The organism is Methanosarcina sp. 2.H.T.1A.6 (assembly GCF_000979455.1).
Lineage (GTDB): Archaea > Halobacteriota > Methanosarcinia > Methanosarcinales > Methanosarcinaceae > Methanosarcina.
Window position 1 is genome coordinate 283,538 of record NZ_JJOY01000049.1, and the last position, 21,474, is coordinate 305,011.

Annotated in this window: 19 protein-coding genes and 1 pseudogene; 3 read left to right on the top strand and 17 right to left on the bottom strand. The window is 44.5% G+C overall.

Features of this window, described 5'->3' with window-relative positions; all coding sequences use genetic code 11:
- The first annotated feature begins 473 nt into the window (after window positions 1–473).
- Window positions 474–2,501: a sodium-translocating pyrophosphatase gene (locus EO98_RS16115; protein WP_048142520.1), complete on the top strand. Its 2,028-nt coding sequence runs from the start codon at window positions 474–476 to the stop codon at window positions 2,499–2,501.
- A gap of 473 nt (window positions 2,502–2,974) precedes the next feature.
- Here EO98_RS16115 and EO98_RS16120 read toward each other — a convergent pair whose 3' ends face one another.
- On the bottom strand, window positions 2,975–3,433 hold the full coding sequence (locus EO98_RS16120) for a hypothetical protein (RefSeq protein WP_048142385.1): 459 nt from the start codon (window positions 3,431–3,433) through the stop codon (window positions 2,975–2,977).
- A gap of 37 nt (window positions 3,434–3,470) precedes the next feature.
- Window positions 3,471–4,952 (bottom strand): dihydropteroate synthase-like protein, encoded by a 1,482-nt coding sequence (locus EO98_RS16125; protein WP_048142386.1) that lies wholly within the window; start codon window positions 4,950–4,952, stop codon window positions 3,471–3,473.
- Window positions 4,953–5,010: 58 nt separating this feature from the next.
- On the opposite strand from EO98_RS16125, the gene EO98_RS18610 reads away from it, so the two are divergent.
- Entirely contained in the window at window positions 5,011–5,160 is a 150-nt protein-coding gene (locus tag EO98_RS18610) for a hypothetical protein (protein WP_156161162.1), read from the top strand.
- Here the strand turns inward: EO98_RS18610 and ftsZ are convergent.
- Window positions 5,157–6,335, bottom strand: a complete 1,179-nt coding sequence (gene ftsZ / locus EO98_RS16130; RefSeq protein WP_048142387.1) for a cell division protein FtsZ — start codon at window positions 6,333–6,335, stop codon at window positions 5,157–5,159. The genes EO98_RS18610 and ftsZ overlap by 4 nt on opposite strands.
- Before the next feature lie 1,050 nt (window positions 6,336–7,385).
- Here ftsZ and EO98_RS16135 point away from each other — a divergent pair.
- Entirely contained in the window at window positions 7,386–8,066 is a 681-nt protein-coding gene (locus EO98_RS16135; protein WP_048136513.1) for an HAD family phosphatase, read from the top strand.
- Window positions 8,067–8,170: 104 nt separating this feature from the next.
- Here EO98_RS16135 and EO98_RS16140 read toward each other — a convergent pair whose 3' ends face one another.
- The 14 genes and pseudogenes from EO98_RS16140 to EO98_RS18620 form a co-directional block, all read right to left on the bottom strand.
- Window positions 8,171–10,084, bottom strand: a complete 1,914-nt coding sequence (locus tag EO98_RS16140) for a beta-CASP ribonuclease aCPSF1 (RefSeq protein ID WP_048142388.1) — start codon at window positions 10,082–10,084, stop codon at window positions 8,171–8,173.
- A gap of 113 nt (window positions 10,085–10,197) precedes the next feature.
- Complete coding sequence (gene psmB, locus EO98_RS16145) at window positions 10,198–10,830, bottom strand: archaeal proteasome endopeptidase complex subunit beta (RefSeq protein ID WP_048136511.1); 633 nt, start codon at window positions 10,828–10,830, stop codon at window positions 10,198–10,200.
- 262 nt (window positions 10,831–11,092) lie between these two features.
- Window positions 11,093–11,605, bottom strand: coding sequence for an HD domain-containing protein (locus EO98_RS16150; protein WP_048142389.1), 513 nt, complete (start codon window positions 11,603–11,605; stop codon window positions 11,093–11,095).
- Between the two features lie 10 nt (window positions 11,606–11,615).
- The gene (locus EO98_RS16155; RefSeq protein WP_048136509.1) at window positions 11,616–12,110 is read right to left on the bottom strand and encodes a transcription factor; all 495 of its coding nucleotides are present in this window, start codon (window positions 12,108–12,110) and stop codon (window positions 11,616–11,618) included.
- Between the two features lie 119 nt (window positions 12,111–12,229).
- A complete protein-coding gene (locus tag EO98_RS16160; protein WP_048142522.1) occupies window positions 12,230–13,429 on the bottom strand; it encodes an ATP-grasp domain-containing protein in 1,200 nt (399 codons plus the stop codon).
- 23 nt (window positions 13,430–13,452) lie between these two features.
- Window positions 13,453–14,517 carry a 60S ribosomal export protein NMD3 gene (locus EO98_RS16165; protein WP_048142391.1) on the bottom strand — a complete coding sequence of 355 codons (1,065 nt, stop codon included), beginning with the start codon at window positions 14,515–14,517 and terminating at the stop codon, window positions 13,453–13,455.
- 830 nt (window positions 14,518–15,347) lie between these two features.
- On the bottom strand, window positions 15,348–15,689 hold the full coding sequence (locus EO98_RS16170) for a hypothetical protein (protein WP_048142393.1): 342 nt from the start codon (window positions 15,687–15,689) through the stop codon (window positions 15,348–15,350).
- Window positions 15,686–16,069, bottom strand: a complete 384-nt coding sequence (locus tag EO98_RS17575; RefSeq protein ID WP_052734563.1) for a hypothetical protein — start codon at window positions 16,067–16,069, stop codon at window positions 15,686–15,688. The genes EO98_RS16170 and EO98_RS17575 overlap by 4 nt, the downstream gene beginning before the upstream one ends.
- Window positions 16,062–16,799 (bottom strand): dolichyl-phosphate beta-glucosyltransferase, encoded by a 738-nt coding sequence (locus EO98_RS16180; RefSeq protein WP_235283789.1) that lies wholly within the window; start codon window positions 16,797–16,799, stop codon window positions 16,062–16,064. The genes EO98_RS17575 and EO98_RS16180 overlap by 8 nt, the downstream gene beginning before the upstream one ends.
- Window positions 16,800–17,106: 307 nt before the next feature.
- Window positions 17,107–17,298, bottom strand: coding sequence for a hypothetical protein (locus EO98_RS18615; RefSeq protein ID WP_156161163.1), 192 nt, complete (start codon window positions 17,296–17,298; stop codon window positions 17,107–17,109).
- 221 nt (window positions 17,299–17,519) lie between these two features.
- On the bottom strand, window positions 17,520–18,929 hold the full coding sequence (gene acsC, locus EO98_RS16185) for an acetyl-CoA decarbonylase/synthase complex subunit gamma (protein WP_048142397.1): 1,410 nt from the start codon (window positions 18,927–18,929) through the stop codon (window positions 17,520–17,522).
- A gap of 3 nt (window positions 18,930–18,932) precedes the next feature.
- Window positions 18,933–20,246: a CO dehydrogenase/acetyl-CoA synthase subunit delta gene (cdhD, locus tag EO98_RS16190; protein ID WP_048134578.1), complete on the bottom strand. Its 1,314-nt coding sequence runs from the start codon at window positions 20,244–20,246 to the stop codon at window positions 18,933–18,935.
- A gap of 248 nt (window positions 20,247–20,494) precedes the next feature.
- Window positions 20,495–21,256, bottom strand: coding sequence for a carbon monoxide dehydrogenase accessory protein CooC (locus EO98_RS16195; protein WP_048160070.1), 762 nt, complete (start codon window positions 21,254–21,256; stop codon window positions 20,495–20,497).
- 56 nt (window positions 21,257–21,312) lie between these two features.
- Window positions 21,313–21,474 (bottom strand): annotated as a pseudogene (locus EO98_RS18620) (acetyl-CoA decarbonylase/synthase complex subunit beta); the annotation flags it as partial.

Here is a 21,474-nt window from a genome sequence, read left to right on the forward strand (position 1 = left end):
TATTCGTCTGGCGAGGGAGAACCCCGGGTTTTTGCCCTGAGATAAATGGGTCGGACCCAGATATGAGCAGGGACCTTTTGACCGTTTAACTCCCAGAGGTCTCCTGTATCAGTAAGAGTTGTTTAACCAGGATGAATCGCCTGAATAATTGGATTGTTTAACCAGCAAAAGTCGTCTAAATCACAGGAGTTGTCTAAAAACACAAACCGATAACAAAAAAGAAGGAAAAGTCTAATCTATAAGACAGGCGGAATATTACTGTCGAGTAGATTTATATAAAATTGTAACAACGTGTCAATTCGCAATGAAATATTTTTGTTGTGCGTGGGCTGGATTCTCAGTTTCTCCATAGTTTCAATGGAAAATCCAGTATCAATTTATATACAAAGACCCATCTATTATCACAAAAATACTTCTGAGGATATCTTTATTGAAATGTTCAGGATGTGTTTTCTGGTAGGATGGTTGAAATTATGGATATGTTAATCTACCTTGCACCAATATGTGCTCTTATTGGTCTGATTTTTGCAGGTATCTCCTACAAAAACGTCCAAAACGAAGGCGAAGGTAATGATCTTATTAAGAAAATTACTGCGTTAATTCACGATGGAGCCATGGTCTATCTTAACAGGCAATATCGTGCAATCGCTGTTTTTGTCGTTTTCCTTGCAATTGTAATTGCATTAATTCTGCCTAACGGAGTTCTCACTGCAGCATGTTTTGTTTTTGGTGCAGTGCTTTCCGCAACAGCTGGATATGCAGGGATGCTTACGGCTACTATTGCGAATGGGCGAACCACAAATGCGGCCACAAGGGGTATTGGTCCTGCTTTCAAGGTTTCATTTGCATCCGGTGCCGTTATGGGAATGAGTGTTGTAGGGCTTGGTCTTTTTGGGCTGTCTGTTTCATTTATAATTCTTTCAAGTGCCTTAGATCTGGGTCTGCTCACCACCGTGAACATTGTTGCGGGCTTTTCACTCGGAGCTTCTTCTATCGCTCTCTTTGCTCGCGTAGGCGGCGGGATATTTACCAAAGCTGCTGATGTCGGTGCAGACCTTGTAGGCAAGGTCGAAGCCGGGATCCCGGAAGATGACCCGAGAAACCCTGCTGTAATTGCTGACAATGTCGGAGATAATGTCGGAGACATTGCCGGAATGGGGGCTGACCTCTATGAATCATATGTAGGCTCAATCCTTGCAACGATGCTTCTTGCAGCATCAACAGCAGCAACTACTTTCCCTGGCATCCCAATTCAGAACGTTGTTCTGGTTCCGCTGGTTATTTCAGCTGTTGGAATTCTTGCATCTATTATCGGTACTTTTTTTGTCCGTACAAACAAGACCGAGTCTTCAGCAATCCACATGGCATTTAATATGGGGCTGATTGCTGCAATTGTTCTTACTGTCATTGCTTCATACTTCGTTACAGGCCAGCTTCTCGGGGAGTACGGGCTGAACGTATTCTTTGCAACCGTTGCAGGGCTTGTTGCAGGTTTCCTCATCGGGCAGATTACGGAGTACTACACCTCGTATGATAAAAAGCCGACTCTCAGGGTTGCAAATTCCTGTCAGACAGGCTCAGCTACAAACATCATCACAGGTTTTTCAAAAGGGATGGAATCAACTATCTGGCCTGTTATTATCATCAGTGCTGCAATCTATATTTCGTTCCAGCTCGCCGGCCTCTATGGCATAGCTATTGCAGCTGTCGGAATGCTTGCAACGCTCGGGATCTCTCTCTCAGTCGATGCATACGGCCCCGTAGCTGATAACGCAGGAGGCATTGCAGAAATGTCTCACCAGAAGAATGAGGTGCGCCAGATTACCGATACGCTTGATGCGGTAGGAAATACTACGGCAGCTATGGGTAAGGGTTTCGCAATCGGTTCCGCAGCTCTTACTGCACTTGCACTCTTTGCTTCATATGGTATTGCAGTGGGTCTCGATGCTATCGATGTTATGAATCCGAACGTATTCATCGGGCTTACTATAGGTGCAATGCTTCCTTTCCTCTTCTCATCAATGACCATTCTGGCTGTCGGAAATGCGGCAGGTGAAGTGGTGGTTGAAGTGAGGAGACAGTTTAAAGAGATTAAAGGTTTGATGGAAGGCAAAGCTGATCCGGATTACAGCAAATGTATTGCAATCTCAACACACTCTGCTCTTAAAGAGATGGTTGCACCCGGAGTCCTTGCCGTTGTTGCACCCCTTTTGGTCGGACTTGTGCTTGGTCCCGGGGCTCTTGGCGGACTCCTTGCAGGTTCCGTGGTTTCAGGTTTCATGCTTGCAATCACAATGTCTAATGCAGGAGGTTCGTGGGACAATGCAAAGAAATACATTGAACTCGGAAACTTCGGCGGAAAAGGTTCTGATGCCCACAAAGCAGGTGTAACCGGCGATACCGTAGGTGATCCTTTCAAGGATACAGCAGGTCCTGCAATCAACATCCTCATTAAGCTCATGAGCATTGTGGCTGTTGTGTTTGCACCCTTGTTTATGTGATTTCCTAACTTTTTCCCTTCTTTTTTCTTTTTAGCCTTGTTTCCTCTGTTCTTTTTAGCCTTGTTTCTTCTGTTCGTCTTTTCCAGTGGTTTCTTTTGCTTAAATCTGTGATAGGTTGTCTATTTCCTGTGTTTCGTATTGCCCTTTTTTGAGTATCAGAAGAATATACCCTTTCTTCCAGTTCATCGATTCCAAATTATGGAACTAAACTTTAAATTTAAATCAAGGATGAATTAGCGTACATTCAATTCACTCTTTAGCTAATCTCAAACGAGTATATAAACCACTGAAACCACTGAAAACACGGAATAAAGGGAGTGCTGAGGCACAGTTGTAAGTCCCCTTCCTCGGGGGCATCAGCCCGATCGGTGGGGGTAGTTCACTTTATGTTTGGAATGAAATAAAAAAGACCTTATGTAAAGGAAGAAGAAAATCTGTCTTTTGAAGCCCGGTTCTTTGTCGGTAAGGAGAGTTTAGTTAACTCCCCTTACTTGAAGCAGCTGGAATTCTATTTCATCAGGAACTGTAGCAAGGAACACAAAGGTGTTGTAACCCAGTTTCTGTATTTCTTTGATTGCATGTGCCTGGGTCTCATTCAGGTCTCTTGAGTCGCTTACGATACAGAATGACTTCCTGTTTCCCGTGTTCACAAGGAAGTTAAAGGTCTTCCCATGGGTGTTGAGGAAGGCAACCAGGTTCTTAAGCTCATCCCAGGTATTGCACATATGGATGTTCCTTGATCCCATATTTTCCACATACCAGTCCCGGCTCACATAAGAGTAAGAGGCATACTGTTCATTCAATTCCTCATAGGATTTGATGATTTTATTGAGGTCTTTTCTCAGGTTTACCCATTTCCAGTTCTGTGTTGTGAAATAGCGGGCTGCCACTATCTCAAAGATTAATTGCTTATCTTCATTTTCGAGTTTCATTTTCTCACATCGCTATTTTGTCTGCCTTCCAGTGTGCTCAGAATACATCATCCTGGGCATAACTCCGGTTAAAACGCAGGGCAAGTTCGGCTTTTTCCAGTTCTCTTCCAAGGTATGCAGCATGGTCCAGGCGCGAAACCAGCTCAAGTTCGAGCAGCGTGTCCATAACTTCCCTGGCACTCTCTCCTGCAACTGCGGCTTTCTCGTGTTCAGCTACAATCAATCCGCCGTTTCCGCTTATTCTATCCGGCACAATCCGGACTCGAATGGGACCTGCAGGGTCTACACGCCAGTTCTTCGAAGCTCTGGCCATGATTACTTTTTCAGGGAGGGGGTTTTCAGGGCGCCTTCTTTTTTCCTTTATGCAGAGAAGATCAATTCCAAGGTCCTTTGGAGAACTTTCCCTTATCCTGCAAAGCTGCATCATCTCAGAGGCTTTTTTCAGCTCTCTTATGGAACCCCGGGCTTTGTCGCTGTATTCTGGGGTAAAAAGGATGCTTGCTCCTGCTTCTGCCCCTATTCCGCAGAGTGTGGCATTTACCCCTATGGTGTCCACATCCATGAGTTCCGTTACATTTCCAGCTCCGAAGAATAACGGAACCTCAGGATACCTCCTGTGAAACTCATGGTAGCGTACAATAGATTCTGTTATATTGTGACCTATAGGGTCAAGGACAGGGTCAGCTATGATCTTTTCAATCCCAAGCCTGCGGGCAGCTTCGATATTTCTTACCAGGCTTTCCAGACTGTTTCCTTCATCGGGAATTACAACTGCTGCAACGCCTGCTCCTGCAACTACCGGACCTGCAGTTTCCATGTTCGTGCCATTAAGGCTCAGAACAAGGTCTGCTCCTGCTGCTATTCCTTCTTTTATCAGCTCAGGGTCAAGCGTATCGATACTTATCGGGACGCATGTGAGGGTTTTCGCAAGGGATACTGTTCTCCTAACCTGTTCCGGAAGGGTGTTAAGTGTAGCTCCTATGTCGATAATATCTGCTCCACGGGCGATAAAAGCTTCGATTCTTATCTCCAGGTTCGCAGGGTCCATTTCCGCTGCTCCGACAATCTCCCCCATGACCTTCATGCGGGAATCCCCTCCCAGCTTTACCCCTCTTAGGGTAAGGGGGGGGTGGGCTTCCTCTTCGGCTTTCCTGATAAGCTCAAGAGCCATCTCCTTTCGCACATCTGCGAGAAGTTCACAGGCCGGAACTTTTTCGGAAAACTCAACTTCTTCTGCAAAATGGAGCACGAAACTGAGGTCATAGGCGTGTTTTGGGCCCAGCCGGATTCTGCAGCCCAGTTCTTCCGAAGCCTTTGAAAAGTCCCCCGCTACAAGCCCGGGAAGCAGAATAAGGTCATAACTGTTTGAAATTCCTGCTTCTAAAAAGGCATTCATGAGTTTTTTAGGGGTTATAAATGCGGCAATGTCGATATCTGCTACAAGGACGTCTGCTTTTTCTCCAGCTGCTTTCCTCACAGTATTTTCCGCAAGCCGCCCTGTTGCAATCAAAATTTCCATATTTTTTAAATAGAATCGCTAATAAAAAAGAGTATCTGTTCGATAACCACTTCAAAAAATGAGTATCCGGTCAGGAAAAACCCGAGCTACCTGCCTTGAGGAAGCTTCCTTCCATAAATCTCTGATTGCTCTCCGGAAAAATCCGGAGAATAACCTGAGGGGAGCCCGGAAACCTGCGGGTCCGGGCTTTTGCCTGAACCTGTTTTAATTTATGAAATCAATAATCGATTCGTCGAGCTTTTTTCTGAGATGTCCTGTAGTTTCTCCTCTTCTGCCAGTGGACATTCTTCCGAATCTCTGTTCCTGGATAGACTCAGCCTCGGTTCTGGACTCCAGGATTCCAGCTCCCGCCTGAGGGCCCAGGATCTGGGCAGATTGGACGCCTGTCATGATTGCCATTACCCGGACCTTGCCTTCATAATCGTCCCTGATCCTTGCTCCCCATATTACATTGGCACTTGGGGAAAGTTCGTAGGTAAGCATAGAGGCAATTTCCTCGGCTTCCTTCAGACTCAGGTCAGGCCCGCCTGTTACATGTACGAGACTTCCGGTTGCACCCTTGTAATCAACATCAAGCAGGGGGTGGTTTAAGGCAGTCCTTACGACTTCCGTGCTCTTGTCCTGGCTCTTGGATTCTCCAACAAGCATTACGGCAACTCCGCCGCAGCTCATAATGGTCCTGATGTCGGCGTAGTCAAGGTTGATCAGGGAGGGTACTGTAATGGTTTCAGTTATTCCTTTCACGGTTTCGGCAATTAACTGGTCCATTACTGAGAAAGCCTGGTCAATCGGAAGGTTAGGTACGTAGTTAAGCAGTCTGTTGTTATCCAGGACAATTACTGTGTCTGCTGCTCTGCGCAGGTCTTCAAGTCCTTCTTCTGCTTTGAATACGCGGGCTCTTTCTACCCTGAAGGGGCTTGAAACCATCCCTACGACGATTGCTCCCTGTTCTTTTGCAACCTCTGCAACTACGGGTGCAACTCCTGTTCCCGTGCCTCCTCCAAGGCCTGCTGTAATGAATACAAGGTCGACATTCTTTAAAACTTCTTCAAGGGTGCCTCTCGCAAGTTCTGCGGCTTTCTTTCCGGTTTCAGGATAGCCGCCTGCTCCCAAGCCTCTTGTGAGGGTTTTTCCTACAAGGATCTTCTTGTCAGCCCTTATATTGTCAAGGTGCTGCTTATCTGTATTGATACATACTGTTTCTGCACCTTCGATCCCTATGTTGTAGAGCCGGTTTACGGTATTGTTTCCTGCACCACCGCATCCTACAATCATAATTCTCGGCTGCCCGAATTCTTCGAAGTCTTCATCGGAGGAGGAAGTTTTTCGGAATTCCTTCTCTTTTTCGCTGAATTTCATTGCTTCCTGTACTATAGATTGCAATTTATCCCCTCGGCTGGATTTCGTTTATAATAGTAGCTTTATTTTTTTCTTTGACTCCCCACCCTCTATATCGGGGGGCAAATTTTTGGTTATATTCAGTTTGAATTGGGGATAACCTGTAAAAACCTTCTAAAAGATTTTCATCCGTTATCTTTAATAAGTTGGTGCTCTACTAAACTTAAACATTTCGGACATATTTAAACAGTGTTCTTAAATTGTATATGAAGTTTAAATATGCCACCCATCAATTTCATATATTTTACTTTTTTCTGCCTTTACTCCCGAATTCTCAGGGCGAAGATGCAAAAAACTTGCATAATGTTTATATACAGTAACCTAAAACTTTCTCGAAAGTCCCGTTTGTCAGGAAAGCTATCCCGATCTCGCATGTCAGGGCAATTTTTATTTCCTTTCTTACCTGTTATTTTGCTGCCCTGATCTCCTTTAATTATTGTAAATGTAGCCTATGTGCTACGTTTTCTTTGAGACTTCCAAACTGGGATACTTTCAATTTAATGAAAGTGTTTATATTATTACTTTTAAGTAGAATTCTCATCTTAAAAACTTTTTCGGTATCTTTCGAAGATTTTAAGGCTCTTGCTTATTTTTTCCAGTGGTAAGGAATAACTACACATAAGTGTTTACATAAATTTAAGTTAAATCTCCTGATTTTCTGATTATCCCCTGAGATTATTTGCTCCAAAACCACTTAATTATTTTATTCAGTTTGCACCTTCTGAATAATCTGTTTCCTTTTATACAGGGAATTATAAGGAGATTTAAAACTTTTTCAAAATCGTATTATAAAAGCTTCTTACCACTTTAACTCCATTACCACTTTAACTATATCTTTATTATTTGTCTATTCTTCAGGGAATGCCGGGAAAGCTTTAAGACTGCAAAACCATTTTTACTTTAAGTACCTTACCTTAACTCCTTACCAAACTGCACTCAGGAAGATTCATAAATTATTCATTAACTTTATCAAATCTTCCAAAATAGTTCCCATTTCTAATATTTTCCATTTATTTCGGTTCAGGAGCCAGAAACGTGTTAAAAGCATTAATTTTTGATATGGATGGTGTTCTCGTAGACTCCATGCCTTTCCATGCAGCAGCCTGGAAAAAAGCTTTTCTTGATATGGGTATGGAAATCCGGGACGAGGATATCTATGCAATCGAGGGTTCAAACCCCAGGAACGGCCTCCCCCTACTTATCAGAAAAGCCAGAAAAGAGCCTGAAGCTTTTGATTTTGAAACGATCACCGCAATTTACAGGCAGGAGTTCAAACGAATTTTCGAACTGAAGGCTTTCGATGGGATGAAAGAATGTCTCGAAATGCTTAAGGTACATTTCCTGCTCTCGGTAGTCTCAGGCTCGGACCGCCTTATAGTTAACGGAATCCTTGACCAGCTCTTTCCCGGAATATTTGATGCCGTGGTCACTGGAGATGACGTGCTTAATTCCAAGCCCCATCCGGACCCTTTCCTGAAGGCAGTTGAGCTTCTTAAGGTCGGGAAAAATGAATGTGTCGTGATAGAGAACGCTGTTCTGGGCGTGGAAGCCGCAAAAAAGGCTGATATTTACTGTATCGGAGTCCCCACATATGTAGAGCCTTCAGAGCTTGATAGGGCAGATCTGGTGGTAGGTGACCACAAAATGCTAATGGAACATCTTCTTAGCCTTGAGCCTCTTCTCAGTCCTGAATTTGCTCCAGGGCACGGGGAATAAAAAAGTTTCGTAAAGTCTTATCTAACTATTAATTTTTGTCGACTATATTTCTACTATTCTTTTTAATAACATTTTTTAAAAAAAGTATTGTGGCCCCCTGGGGGTCACAGTAGCCTTACGGTTTCGAGGTTTGTGAGAGCACGTGTCTCGATCTTAAGTTTCTTGTAAATGGAGCTTGCCAGATCCACGCAGGCTTTTTCGTCTCCGTGTTCTGTGAACACTCTTTCCGGACGGGGCTGCATTCTCTTAACATAATCCATAAGCTGCCTTCTGTCCGAGTGGCCTGAGAAGCCATCTACTACCTGTACATCCATGTTCATTTTCAGGATTTCGTTGCTTCCGTTCTTTCCTGTCATGGGGATTTCCTTCCATCCCTTCTGGATCCTGCGCCCTACAGTTCCGTCAGCCTGGTAACCTACAAACACAAGAGTGTTGCGTGGGTCATCGGCAAAGGCCCTGAAATAGTCCATAACAGGTCCTCCGTTCATCATGCCCGAGGTTGAAATAACTACACAGGGGTGAGGGTTCTGAATTATCTTCTGGCGTGCCTCATGGGAGTCAACCGGTTTGAAGCATTCGGATAGGAAGGGGTTCTGGCCTTTCTGGAAGATCAGTTTCCTCAGGTCGTTGTTAAGGTATTCAGGATGAGTCGCATGGATTGCAGTAGCTTCCCAGATCATTCCGTCAAGGTAGACCGGGACTTCAGGGATAATCCCTTTCCTTATGGACTCTTCGAGCACGATCATAACTTCCTGGCTTCTGCCCACTGCAAAAGCAGGGATAAGTGCAATTCCTCCGCGCTCAACTGTATTCTTAACAACCATCTGCAGGTGCTTTTCAGCGTCCTTAAGTGCAGGCTGGAATGCGTTAGAATTCCCATAAGTAGCTTCGCTGATGACTGTTTCTACTCTGGGGAACTTGTTGACAGCAGGATCAAAAAGCCTGGTTTTCTCATATTTGTAGTCTCCCGTAAAGACTACATTATGGAGCCCATCTCCTATATGGAAGTGGGAAATTGCCGAACCCAGGATATGACCTGCATTGTGGAAAGTCAGTTTAATGTCAGGGGCGATGTCTGTTACTTCCTCATAGTCCAGAGGTATGGTGTGTTTGAGGGTCTTTGTTATCATCCCTGATTCATAGGGGCTCTTCTTCCCTTCTTTAGCCGCCACGTCGATGTAGTCGAGCTGGAGCAGCACCATAAGGTCTCTTGTGGGAGGCGTACAGTAGACAGGCCCTTCGTACCCATATTTGAAAAGCAGGGGAACAAGTCCCTGATGGTCAAGGTGTGCATGGGTAACTATTACAGCATCTATATAGCTTAATGGAAAAACTTCAGGAACGTAGAGGAAAGGTGTCATGTTTTCGTCAGAACCTACATTGACTCCGCAGTCAATCAGGATTCTGGACTCTGGAGTAGAAAGCAAAAAACAGCTTCGACCTACTTCTTTACATCCCCCGAGGGCTGTAACCCTTACCCACTGGTCTTTTGAGGTACACTCCCTGTGAATTTTCCTCCCCACGGTTTTCAGGATTTCTTTTCTTTCTTTGAGGTTGTTCCTCATGAACTCCCTGATGTTTTTCACTGTACGGGACTTAATAGGAGGAGTCCGGACAACTTTGGGAATCCAGCCGATCTGCTTTGTAATCTCTCTCAGGGTTGCGCCATGCTTTCCTATTACAAGCCCAGGCTTTTCGGCTTCGATGATCACTTCTCCGGAATCGGGGTCAAAATAGTAGCTCGAGATTACGGATTCTTTTGGAACAACTTCTTCAATTATAGAAATAGAGTCTTCAGGAGTTGCAAGCACCCTGGGGTCAGGACGCATGGCAATCCGTGTCCTGAGTTCTTTTGCCAGGTTGCGGATAATATTCCCGTCGTCTGCGAATTTACGGGGCTCTTCAGTGTACAGGACAAGCTGAGGACCTTCGAATTCGACGTCGGTAATTGTAACTCCTGCGGGTAGATTTTTCTCAATTTTATTTTTGAGGTCTAATAGCACGTCTTCAATAGGCATTAAGAATCTTCCTTTTCGTCAAAAAATCAAAAAGTATCTGGATGTTAAAAAAATAATATTTGAAAAAGGTGTTAGTTTATATATTAAAATAAAAAAACCAACAGTTAAATTATTTAATTTAATGAAGCCCTTCTGGATTTTACTTCTTCAGGATCCAGCCTTTTGAATGCCTCCTTTGTAATTACGACTACATCGATATTTTCTCCGGAAGCTGAGTCTCTTTTCGTTGCATTGTGAATTGCCCTTATCGCAAGATCAAGACCTTCTTTTACAGTCATATTTTCCCTGTACTGGTCTTCCAGTATTCCGTAAGCCATGGGAGAACCTGAACCTGTTGCCGAGATCCTTGTCTCTTCAATACTCCCTCCCATTGGATCCAGTGAGTAGATTCCAGGTCCGTTTTTGTCAACCCCTCCGATAAGGAGCTGGACCATCATGGGGTAGTAGCGGTTAGCATTCAAGAAGTTCGACATCAAAGTGGTAATTCCTTTGATTGTCATGGATTCGTTCCTGCGCATTTTGTAGAGCTGTGACTCTACACTTACCAATCGCACAAGCTGCTGAGCGTCCCCTACCGAACCGGCAGTGGTCATTCCCACCAGGTCATCGATCTGGTAGACTTTCTTTGCAGTTTTGCTTGCGATGAAATGCCCCATTGTGGCTCGCTGTTCACTTGCGAGCACAATTCCGTCAGTACAAACTACTCCTACGGTAGTTGTGCCTTTTAGATATTTGTCATTATCCATAAACATACCCTCATAATAAGTTAAAAATGAGAAATGTCGCTAAAAAAAAATGTTTTAGTTGAGGTGAGCATTTTTAGCTTAAATCGCAGGATTTAGCAATCCATTATCTCATTATTAATATCGCTATATATAAGTCTTCCCCCTTTTTTCTAAATGCGTTCGCATTTAAAACCGGAGAATTATTTGATAAAATAATTTTTCTGTTTTTCTATACAGGATGTCCGAATTATTCTCTATTCGGAAAATTCAGAAAATTCGGAATTTAGCGGGAAAGTCCCTCAACTTCTTCAGCGAGGTTCTTTACCCTCTGAACCACATGTTCAGATATATCCTTTTTACGCATGAACTCCATTCTTTCGTTTATCGTTATTCTCTTCGTTCCTTTTACAAGGTTGTCGGCATGTGCAACGATTTTTTCCTCCATACTCCGGGGAAAATAATCCTCTTCAGGAAGTCCAAACTCCTTTGCTTCTTCTTTTGAAACGCCGGCTCCTATATGCCGTTTTATTATTTCGGCAACTTCAGTTTCGACTCCTTTGTTTTTAGCCAGCTTGAATCCTTCAACTGCATGAGCAATTCCATGAGTCCGGCATCTTCCAAAGTCGTGCAAAAGAGCCCCTACTTCTACAAGCTCCGGATTTACGTTATTTCCGGCTGCTTTTGCCTTTTCTGCGATCTCGACTGCCAGTGAAGCAACCTCCTTGCAGTGTTCGATTACATTAGGGGCGCAGCCTGATTCTTCAAGCAGCCTTATTGCCTGGGTCCGGGTAGTCAAGACCGATCCCTTATATACTACTCAAGGCATCCACACGCTTTTTCAGGACTCCCACAAAAAGGGAGTTGTCGTAATAGGCCAGGTCTTCCCCGCACATGGGACAGAGAAATTCTGTTTCAGTTGCCTCGTCAAAAAGAAGGCGAACACAGCCCTGCGGGCACGTATAGAAAACATTGTTTTCTTCAAATTCCAGGCGAGTCTTCAGGTTCCTTAGCAGTTTTTTCTTTTCCCTCATAAGCTGGTGCTCTATGCCGGAAAAGTCCAGGTGCCAGAGATATGTCAACCATCCGCTGTTTGAATCCCTCTCTCTTACAACGATTGCAAATTTATTCTCATAAAGTATGAAGAGAGTTCTTCTCACAGTATTCAGCAGAACTCCGGTCTTTGCCGCAATTTCTTCATCCGTTATCTCACCTTCGGGCATCTCTCCTATCATTTTAAGCCCTTCTTCCCCTACAAGGCTCATGAGATATCCTCTAATTACCTTGTCATTTAAATCGACCAAAGTGTTCACCTCTCAAATCCCTAATATGAATTGGACATACCAGTATTAAAGTTTACATCATGCTTTTTCTCAAAGAGATCTCTCATATCTGGAAAAAGCTGCACTTTCACAACTGAACCTCATGCTTTTCCGGCAGAGTTCAGGGGCTTCCTTTCTTCTTTCGTTCGATTTACAATAAAAGTCTTTATCTTCTCTGCCCCTCTTTCAAGAGATCGGATTGCTTCGTCTCTTGTTGAGGCGCATGCAAACAGGGAGGTAAGGGGCCAGTCAGGCTCAGTAACAGTTCCCATGGAAGGAATATCAGCACTTTTTTCCATGAGAATGAAGTCCATGAGTTTTCTGTCTATAAAAAGTTCTCGATCCGAGTAAAGAACCCCTCTTGCAGCAAAATGTTTTGCTTCCGGCTTTTCCGGAAGTTCTCCTCTGAAGCAGCCAATATGGGCTTCAAAAAGGTTCATTCCCGTCGCCATCTCTATGGTGTCCAGGCTGCCCTGGAACCTTGGATTTACTTCTAGAACTACAGGCCCCTTTTCCGTAACCAGGAAATCTACGCCATTTGAGCCCAGAAGCCCGAGTTCAAGCACCAGTTCTTCAGCAAGGGTTTCCATCTCCTCTGCGTGCGCTGTCCTGAAAGGAGTTATGTTTCCGCAGTAGGCAAACGGTAGCTTCGAGAGCCAGGGCATCCCTATCAATTGTTCATTCACAGCAACTGACAGAGCTTGATTGTTTGTGGAAAGCAAAGAAACGCTTGAAGGAATTCCTTCCAGAAACTCCTGGATTACAACCTCCTTTTCTGCAAACTCTGGGTCCAGCCTGGATAATTCTTCTAAAGCTGACAGCAGTTCCTGCCGGTTCCTTGCAACCCTGTTAAAGATTCCCCCTCCTCCTGAGGCAGGTTTGAGAATAACAGGGTATTCGATAGAATCCAGCTCCTCCGGAGAATAACAGTGAGGGTGTGGCATCCCAAGGGCTTCAAGCTTTTTTGCAAGGTGCAGTTTGTTTGAAGCTTCCTTAGCTGCGTCGGGACAGCTGGCAAGTACCGGGCAGGGGAAACTGCCTGGGTCCAGCATCTCCATTCCCGAGCCGGGTACGATGGCGTCAAAGTCAAGCCCGAAGGCGTTCATTTGAGCTATTACCCAGCCAGGATCAAGCTGATGGAGTTCGCTTGAAGTCCTGCATTCAAGGAGGGCTGATGCATATGCACATTTCTGAAGGTCAAGGTCACGAAAAACATCTATAGAGCAGATAGTGTAACCTGCCCTGCTTGCGGAGCAGACAATGTTTCGTGTATCAAACCCAATTGCAAGGATATTCTGCATGTTTCCTCGTTTTTCCGGATCTCTCATTTTTCCTGTGGAATATCGGAATGTGAAAGCGCAAAGATTCCATATTCTGTTTTCAGAACAGGGATTTCGCTTCCTGCTTCTGCACTAAAGAACATTGGTTTTTTTATTGCAACAGTTTCATAGGTCACAGGGTCAAGCACAAGAATTGCATTTTCTTCGATTGAAACCAGAACTGTAAAAACTGCATCCCCAAGATTTGCAACTTTTTCTGCGCCTTTGAGCTCTTCAGGAGTCGAAATAAACCTGGTGCCATCTTCAAGGCTTATCCCGTTGACCTTTTTTCCTGAGCTTCTTATCTGGATAATCCTTCCCCTGAACTTTATCACGTCCCCTGGCCTGAACTCCGGAAGGCGCATGGCGAAAGTAATCCTGTAGAGGTTTTTCCCGTCTTTCATCCCAACAAGGGTAGGGGACTCGGAAAAACTGCCTCCGAGTTCGTTAACGATCAGCCGGCATACCTGCCTGCTGGCGTTCATGGAGCCCATGTAGAGATCGATTCCCTCCTTCAGTTCAAGGGCTTCGCTTATAAAGGCAAGGCGGTCGCCTTTCTTCCTCATGCTTTCCATGGCTTCCCTGGCAATGGCAGAGCAGCGCCTCCTTTCCTCTTCAGTAGGGAATCTGCCTGCTGCCCTTATCTGGATGATTGCTTCAAAGTATCCTCCGGACTCACGGCTGCACATATCGCAGGCTGTCCGCTGAATCCTTACTTCTGTCTCAGCTTCGGCATGGATTGGCTCTTCTTCCACGATTGCATCTATTTCGGCTCTCACCATGTATATATAAGGTGTAATTTCTTTTGGTTCCAGGCAGAGTTCCACATCTCCGGCTTCATTGTGGATAAAAAGGACATTTTCTACGGCTTTCAGCACCACTTCTTCTATATTGCCGATATTTTCCCAGCGGCTCCTGTGAAAGTACGCTCCGCAGCTGGAACAGATCCTTACGTGGAGTACAAGGGGCAGCTCAATTGGTTTGAAGGTCTCAAAGAAACAGTCCCTGCAAACGGAATCAAAAAGTTTATCGCATTCTTTGCCGCATTTCGGGCATGTGATGGAATTCATAAAACCTCAGCAGGAAACCCCTGAGTCTTTAGCTCAGGGGAGGAATACGTCAACTTCCACGTCCTGCTCTATTGAATTAGTTTTTTATTAATGTAATGAGGGCGAATAAATCACCCTTCACCCACCTAAGTAGGGTAATGCGTATCCGAATTGTGGACTTCAACCTAGTGAAGTTGGAGTGTAACCGCGTAGCTGGAACAAGTCAATTACGGAATCCGTCTTCCTCTCGATCTGATATGGAAAGGTTTCACGATGCAAGTACGTCCCTACCTCTCAGGACTATTTAACCGGGCATCCTTAGAGCCTGAAACTGAGGCGGCATTTCAGGGTAACTATTTCTTTCCTATAGTTTACCGATTTTCCGAAGCTCCTAATCGGTGATCTGGTCAACCAGGGCTTGTCAGACAAGTCCGAGTTTTTAGCTCAGGGGTGGTTGACCTATAATCCTTGCTGATGGTCTTCCTGGAATAGTAGGTCTCGGAGTGTTCAGAAAGTAAAGTCTCTATAGTAATACTGAACAGTTCACCTGTTAAGCACTCTCATGTTATTTAAGAATAGCTGGATTTGCTGTTCTTCCTGTTTGTTCATGCTCCCGGGTGTCTGACTGAAATGTCATTCCACCAGGCCAGTAAACTGCTGCATCTAATTTCTAAACAAATGTTCAAAAATATATAGTTCGGAAACATATTTAATAGGCTTTTTCCTTATATAATCATTTGTATAATTCTACATGGTGTAGATAATTTCTAGCAGTTAAGTATTTGGGCAGGATATGTATCCGGGCAGAATATGCAGATTTTCATGGATTTTTGAAATTATTTCTTTCTATCTCACATATTGAATATTATAACACCAGATACGATAAACCCCATAGCAATTACTTTCTTACTGTCTATTTTTTCACAGAGCACCAATTTAGAAAGAATGAGTACCAGGACAAATTTTAAGGAGGTAGCTGTGTAAAATAACTTTAACGGGATTTCCTTAAGCGCGTACACTGTAAAAATAGTTACTATCACATACAAAATATATGCAGTAAATGTGCAGGGGTTCACATACGCGGCAGTAAATTTTTTTTCAGAGGACTGGTTTGCCCCTATTTTCAAAAGTGTCTGACTGACTCCTGTAAATGCGATTACTAATAACAAATAAAATGTAGAAGAAGTAATCATGTTTCTTCTCCCAAACTGCGGGATAGTATTAAAATTCCAAAGGATATGACGAGTAACCCTAAAACGTTATACCTGGTGATCTGTTCATGGAATAGAATTGCAGAACAAAATAATATCACAAAATTAACCAGGCTTATAAATGGATAAGCATATGAAAGTGGATAGTGTATCAGTGCTTGCTGCCAGACAATCGCCTGCAGTACAAGAAATACCAGGGAGAGCAAATAATAAATATTTGTGACTGTAATAAAAGGTGAAGCCTCTTTTATTGTCATCGCAGCGTATTTTCCGCAAATTCCACTGCCTGCCTGTAAAAGTATGGAAAAAATTATCAGGCTAAAATAAAAGATCTGCTTTGTTTTAGATTCAATTTTATTCAAAGCACCCCTCGCAGGATTTTACTTCATTTTTCTTTGACTGCCTGTTTAAACTCCACCATAAACGGAAGATTTGAGACCCCATGTCTATAACATCTCTTTTAAGATTTACCGTCGTTGTGCCTCCATGCCTCCAGACTACCGGGAATTCTTTAACTTTAAATCCCCGAGACTGTGCAAGAACCATAAGTTCAGTATCCCAGAACCAGTGTTCATCCTGCACTTGATCAATTAGTTTAAACAACGGGTCTTTTTTAAAAGCCTTAAATCCACATTGATGGTCATATAACTTTGAGTGTAAAAAAGTGTGCACCAGAAAATTAAACCCTCTACTGGCTATGCCTCTTTTTAAGGGCCTTTTTACGTTGCTCTGAGGCATCATTCTGGAGCCTGTTGCAAAGTCATATCCTTCTACTGAGATTGATTCTATTAGTTCCTTCAGATGGCTCATATCAGTTGCAAGATCCACGTCAATATAACAAAGAACATCTCCAGATGCAAACTTAAAAGCCCTATTCAATGCTCTGCCACGCCCCTGGCGCGAATCCGAGTGAAGATGACTCACGTAGTTATGCTCCGTAGCAAGTTTACCAGCTACTCTATCTGTCCCGTCGCTGCTTCCATCTTCTGCTATAATAATCTCAAAAGAAGATGTGATTTCCTTAAGAGTTTCTGCAGTTTGGTTTACTGTTTTTTCTATTCTTGCTACTTCGTTATAAGCCGGTAATATCAACGAAACCTGTGTAATGTTAACACCCGAATAATGCTTGAATACTGGTTATTATCTATATAGTACCTCTATAGGCTAACATTTTTAAAATTTCCACTATCAAAGATCGTTTCATTCTATTTAAATTAATTTGCTACCCTCTCTTGTTTATGTGTTTTTATGCGTTGAATTCTCAATAATTGTATCTATTTTATAATTTAATTTTCTAATATTTGTTTATAGTTATCCTAACAAATTCTGAGAAATCCTAACAAAATTCAAAAAATAGTCAATGAAATTCAAAATATATAGGGAGTTTTAGTCATAACTCTTATCTTCCGCAGATGTCCTCAAAAATAGCATTTTTCTTTCTATCATTTTTGGAGAATCCTTCCAAATCTGCAATTATTATTTTAACTGAGTCTTCGAGAAATGGAAATGAATCTGTGAATGGAGGCACAAGGTCGAAAATTGTGGGAAATTTCAAAACACATGTTTGAATAACCGGGCAGTTTTCAGACAAAAAGATTGCAGCAAAAATTGTGGGAATTGAATCGGCATCTGCGGAAAGTGGGCCAACATTTATAACAAAGGGGAAAAGTACGAACTCGCCATTGTATAAGTATAATATACAAAAAAATTTGCCTGCAGCCTTTCATTATGATGCATCGTATTTTTTAAAAAAGAAGAAAGTTCCGTGTCAGAGAGACACGGATCTGTAAAGTTTTCAATTTACATTCGGACTTATTGTTTTGGGGGCCAGTTTTTCTCTATCCAGCCGGGGATACGGCCGGAGTCCATTGGACCAACCTTAACATTTGCACCGAGTGTATCTTCGAGGTCACCCTGCAGACGAGCTGAGAGACCTGGAATGATAAGGGTGTTGTGGTTTGTGTCCGTCTTGAGGTCGAATCCTGCCTTTTCGAATGCGTCCTTTACCTTTGCGGAAGTCAGCTGACCACCGGCAACTGCAGCTTCCACCCCAATCCCATCGGTGTCAACTGCAAGCAGCCAGCACACGATTCCATTTGCTGAGATATCGCTTTCCACCGTGTAGTATGTAAGGGCGAAGTTTGTGGTGAAGAACACCGGAGAGTCTTTGTCCGGGGCTCCAACCTTATACATACCTCCGTCCACGGAGACCGGAGTCCTTGGGTCGGTGTAGATGGTTTCGGCCAGGTGCACTTCAGGCAGTGTGGAATAAGGCTCCATGCTGTGGAGGATCATTATGTCTCCGTACCTGATCGTGAATACTGAAGCCATAACGGTTTCCCAGTAGGAGGCACTTACAGGGTCTGCAATTCCTGCCATCCAGGCTGTGAGGGGGAGAGCCATGATCGGATATGCGATCTCGGTGTCGCCCATAATACCCGCTCTCCTGATTTTCAGGAAGTTGGTGAAGGTGTCCTTCAGGCCTTTGCCGCTTGGGTAGGTTCCCGGATCAAGCACAATGTCCTTGATACCTGCTTCTGCGAAAGTCTTTGCAAGGCTCTTGAGGGCGTCAAGGTCATTAAATGCCGAAACAACAACAGGGACCTTGTACTCAAGGGCGAGTTCTCCTACTTCTTTCCAGTTGTCCTTGTTTGCAGCGTAGAGCAGCGGGTTCTTGTCCTTTGCAACCTCAAGTCCTGCCTTCAGGACTGCGGGGTTAAAGGAACAGAAGATCATAGGCAGGCCTATTTCTGCTACCTTCTTGACAGCAGCAGCGAACTTTGCCGGGTCGTTGGAAGCGGCTTTTATTGCCACACCATCGAGAAGCAGGTTGCGACCTACATAGAACTTCTTGAAGTCTGCGATCTTATTTACCCTCTCAATAAGGGCAGCTTCTTCCATGTTGTCTGAAACATCGAAGAACATCTTTGTCTTATTGAAGAATGTGAGCTTGTGGCGGTACAGGACATCGTCTCCCCCGATGTTTGCTGCCTTTTCGCCTACTCCTATGGTAACCTGGCGGATCTCGGGGGCAAGGAGCCTGTCGAGTTCTGCCAGCTTCTTTGCGTACTTCTTTTCCTTAATTAGCGGGGGACAGTTTTCAGTCTTTCCGGACCTGTCGATCAGCTTGGAAGCAAATGCCATACATGTAGGCTCACCACATTCTCCACAGTTTGTCTGGGGTAGGTACTTGTAGGCTTCTAATGGGCTGTTTATTTTCATTTTTTACACCTCCGCTCCGATCCAGTTGGCAATGTCCACAGGCTCTGCCTCAATTGAGCCAAAGAGTGTCTGGGTTATCTGCTTCAGAACAGCTACCGAGGTTGGGTGCATCATCATGAATAGGTCGTTTCCTGCAAGTGCAAGGGACAGCCCTGTGACGATTTCCCATATAGGTCCTCTGTACTCTCTTGGGCCCCAGTCAGAATCCTGTCCCAATGGAGAGCTAACCATCCAGGACTCACGGGCACCCCATGCGTTGGTGGTACCTGAGGACATCGGGAAGGTCAGTTCGTCATCACCCATAAGGGCTGCAAGTCTGATACGCTCCATGTTGGTGTAAGCATAGTCGAGACCATACCCCAGGGCTGCAGTGGTTGGGTCCATTATGATCCTGTCTCTGGGCACATTGCACTGCTTCATGAGTTTCCTGTTCAGTTCCTTCTGGGCATTCATGTCCAGCTGGGTCCAGGAAAGCACATCGTGGTCGTACTTTAATGCGGCCTCTGCAATTGCTGCATAGTCAAGGTTCAGGCTGGCAGATGCAAGTAGACAGCGTTCGCCTTCTGCAACTTCTGCTGCTTTTGCCAGGACTTCGGGGTCTTTCTGTGGGTTCCCTGATCCACCAATGGCTATTGGCACATCAACGGCCTGCAGTACTTCTTCAACGGTCTTGGCTGCATCCTTGGGGGAAGTGTCCTTAATGAGCGGGTCGGTTGAAATCAGGTGGATGGTGATCATGTCGGCGTTGAACTTTTCAACGTTCTTCTTTGCCCATTCTCCAGGGCTGTCCATGACCTCATCGTAGTTCTCCTTGACAGCTTTTGCAAGCCCTATTCTCATGTCGAACACGTCAATTGTGACCTGGTTCCTGTTCGGCATTGGAGCGTCAAAGAAGAACGGAAGAGCTTTTTCGCCACCCAGCATTACCTGCTTTCCACGGCTTCCGCCGTCTGCAGAGGTGTTGCCTATGGGTACTTCCTGAATCTGAGTTGTCCATTCTGCGATATTAGCAACATCAAACTTTGCAGAGATGATATCCTTGAGTTTCGGGGCTGCCAGAGCAGGGGAAACTGCGGGAGCTGCTGCCTGTGCACCAAAGCCTACTGGATATCCAAACATACCGGCTATTCTTGCGAAGTGCTGGGCAAGTACTGCACTCTCCTGCCCGAGAGCTGCTGCAAGCATCGGGTCAAAGCCGCCTCCGAGTCCACCGAGATCAATCTCAATGTCCCCTTCGATAGTCACACCTTCGAGGGCTTCTACATCCATTCCCGCGAACATGTTTGTTATATCTGATAACTTCATTTTCTTTGCCATGTAAACCTCACCGTTTCCGTAATTTTTCCGTTTTTGTGAGTGACTTTATAATAAAGAATATAATACAGAACGTGTTTCCAGATGTTTTTCCCTTTTATAGGAACAGGGACCGGGGCAGGAACGAATCCTGCTCCGTTATTCTGATTATTTCAAATGCCGTTTCAAGCTCTTAAACCTGACATGGGCTCCTGTTCTCTTTTTCCGGTATGGTTTTCTGCATAATCCACAGGTTCAAAAGGAAGCTGGGGTCAGAACCCCAGTCTTTGTACTATATTTTCGACTTCTACTGCAGCAACCGAATCATCCGGGATTTCAAAGAGAGGTATACCTTTTATGTCCATTTCCTCTATTTTCGGGTCGAGGGGTATCACACCTATCAGGTTCAGTTTCAGGTCCCCTGCCAGTTTCACGAGCTCTTCGCGGTTTGCATCTGTAACTTTGTTTGCAATAACGTGAATTTTGCCAACATTTGAATCCAGTTCACTCACAAGTTCACGAATTCTTTCTGCAGTCCTGAATCCTCTGCGTGATGCGTCGGTTACAACAATCAGATCATCAATGTCCCGGATAATCTTCCTGCTGAAATGCTCAAGCCCGGCTTCCGCATCAATGACAACTACATCATAATTCACGATCAGTTTGTCCATGATGCCCCGGAGGAGGTTGTTTACATAGCAGTAGCAGCCTGAACCTTCGGGCCTGCCCATTACCAGCAGGTCGTATCCCGGCATTTCTTCAATGATCTCATATACTTTACTTTTGAGTACCGATTCCTTGTTCATATCGGGGTTATCAGGCCTCGGTTTTGTGATTTCAGCCTGCAGGAACTCCTTTGCATCCCCGATTGTTTTTACGTTTTCACAGCCAAGGGTCTCAGGCAGGTTAGTATCTGCGTCTGCATCAACTGCCAGTGTAAACTTCCCGTTTTTGGAAAGGTAACGGATCAGAAGAGCCGCTACCGCTGTTTTACCAGTTCCGCCTTTTCCCGTTATTGCAATTACTTTAGTCACAGCATACCCCTTTTGGATTGTTTTTCTGTTTTAGGCAATAGCCTGTCGTCACTCAGTTATTTCTTTTCCTTCTTCTCGCTGATGATCATCCTGTCAATGGTGATCTTTGCGTTCTTGAAGGTCAGCTTTATTCCGCTGCCTGAACCGCCGGACATCATTGGCATTGCAGGCATCTGGAAGCCGGCTGCAGGCATCATCATTGGAGCGGCTGCAACTGC

Coding starts and splice junctions, on each gene's coding strand:
- EO98_RS16115 (WP_048142520.1), top strand. CDS start 474: ATGGATATGTTAATCTACCTTGCACCAATATGTGCTCTTATTGGTCTG.
- EO98_RS16120 (WP_048142385.1), bottom strand. CDS start 3,433: ATGAAACTCGAAAATGAAGATAAGCAATTAATCTTTGAGATAGTGGCA.
- EO98_RS16125 (WP_048142386.1), bottom strand. CDS start 4,952: ATGGAAATTTTGATTGCAACAGGGCGGCTTGCGGAAAATACTGTGAGG.
- EO98_RS18610 (WP_156161162.1), top strand. CDS start 5,011: ATGAGTATCCGGTCAGGAAAAACCCGAGCTACCTGCCTTGAGGAAGCT.
- EO98_RS16140 (WP_048142388.1), bottom strand. CDS start 10,084: ATGCCTATTGAAGACGTGCTATTAGACCTCAAAAATAAAATTGAGAAA.
- psmB (WP_048136511.1), bottom strand. CDS start 10,830: ATGGATAATGACAAATATCTAAAAGGCACAACTACCGTAGGAGTAGTT.
- EO98_RS16160 (WP_048142522.1), bottom strand. CDS start 13,429: ATGCAGAATATCCTTGCAATTGGGTTTGATACACGAAACATTGTCTGC.
- EO98_RS16165 (WP_048142391.1), bottom strand. CDS start 14,517: ATGAATTCCATCACATGCCCGAAATGCGGCAAAGAATGCGATAAACTT.
- EO98_RS16170 (WP_048142393.1), bottom strand. CDS start 15,689: ATGATTACTTCTTCTACATTTTATTTGTTATTAGTAATCGCATTTACA.
- acsC (WP_048142397.1), bottom strand. CDS start 18,929: ATGAAAATAAACAGCCCATTAGAAGCCTACAAGTACCTACCCCAGACA.
- cdhD (WP_048134578.1), bottom strand. CDS start 20,246: ATGGCAAAGAAAATGAAGTTATCAGATATAACAAACATGTTCGCGGGA.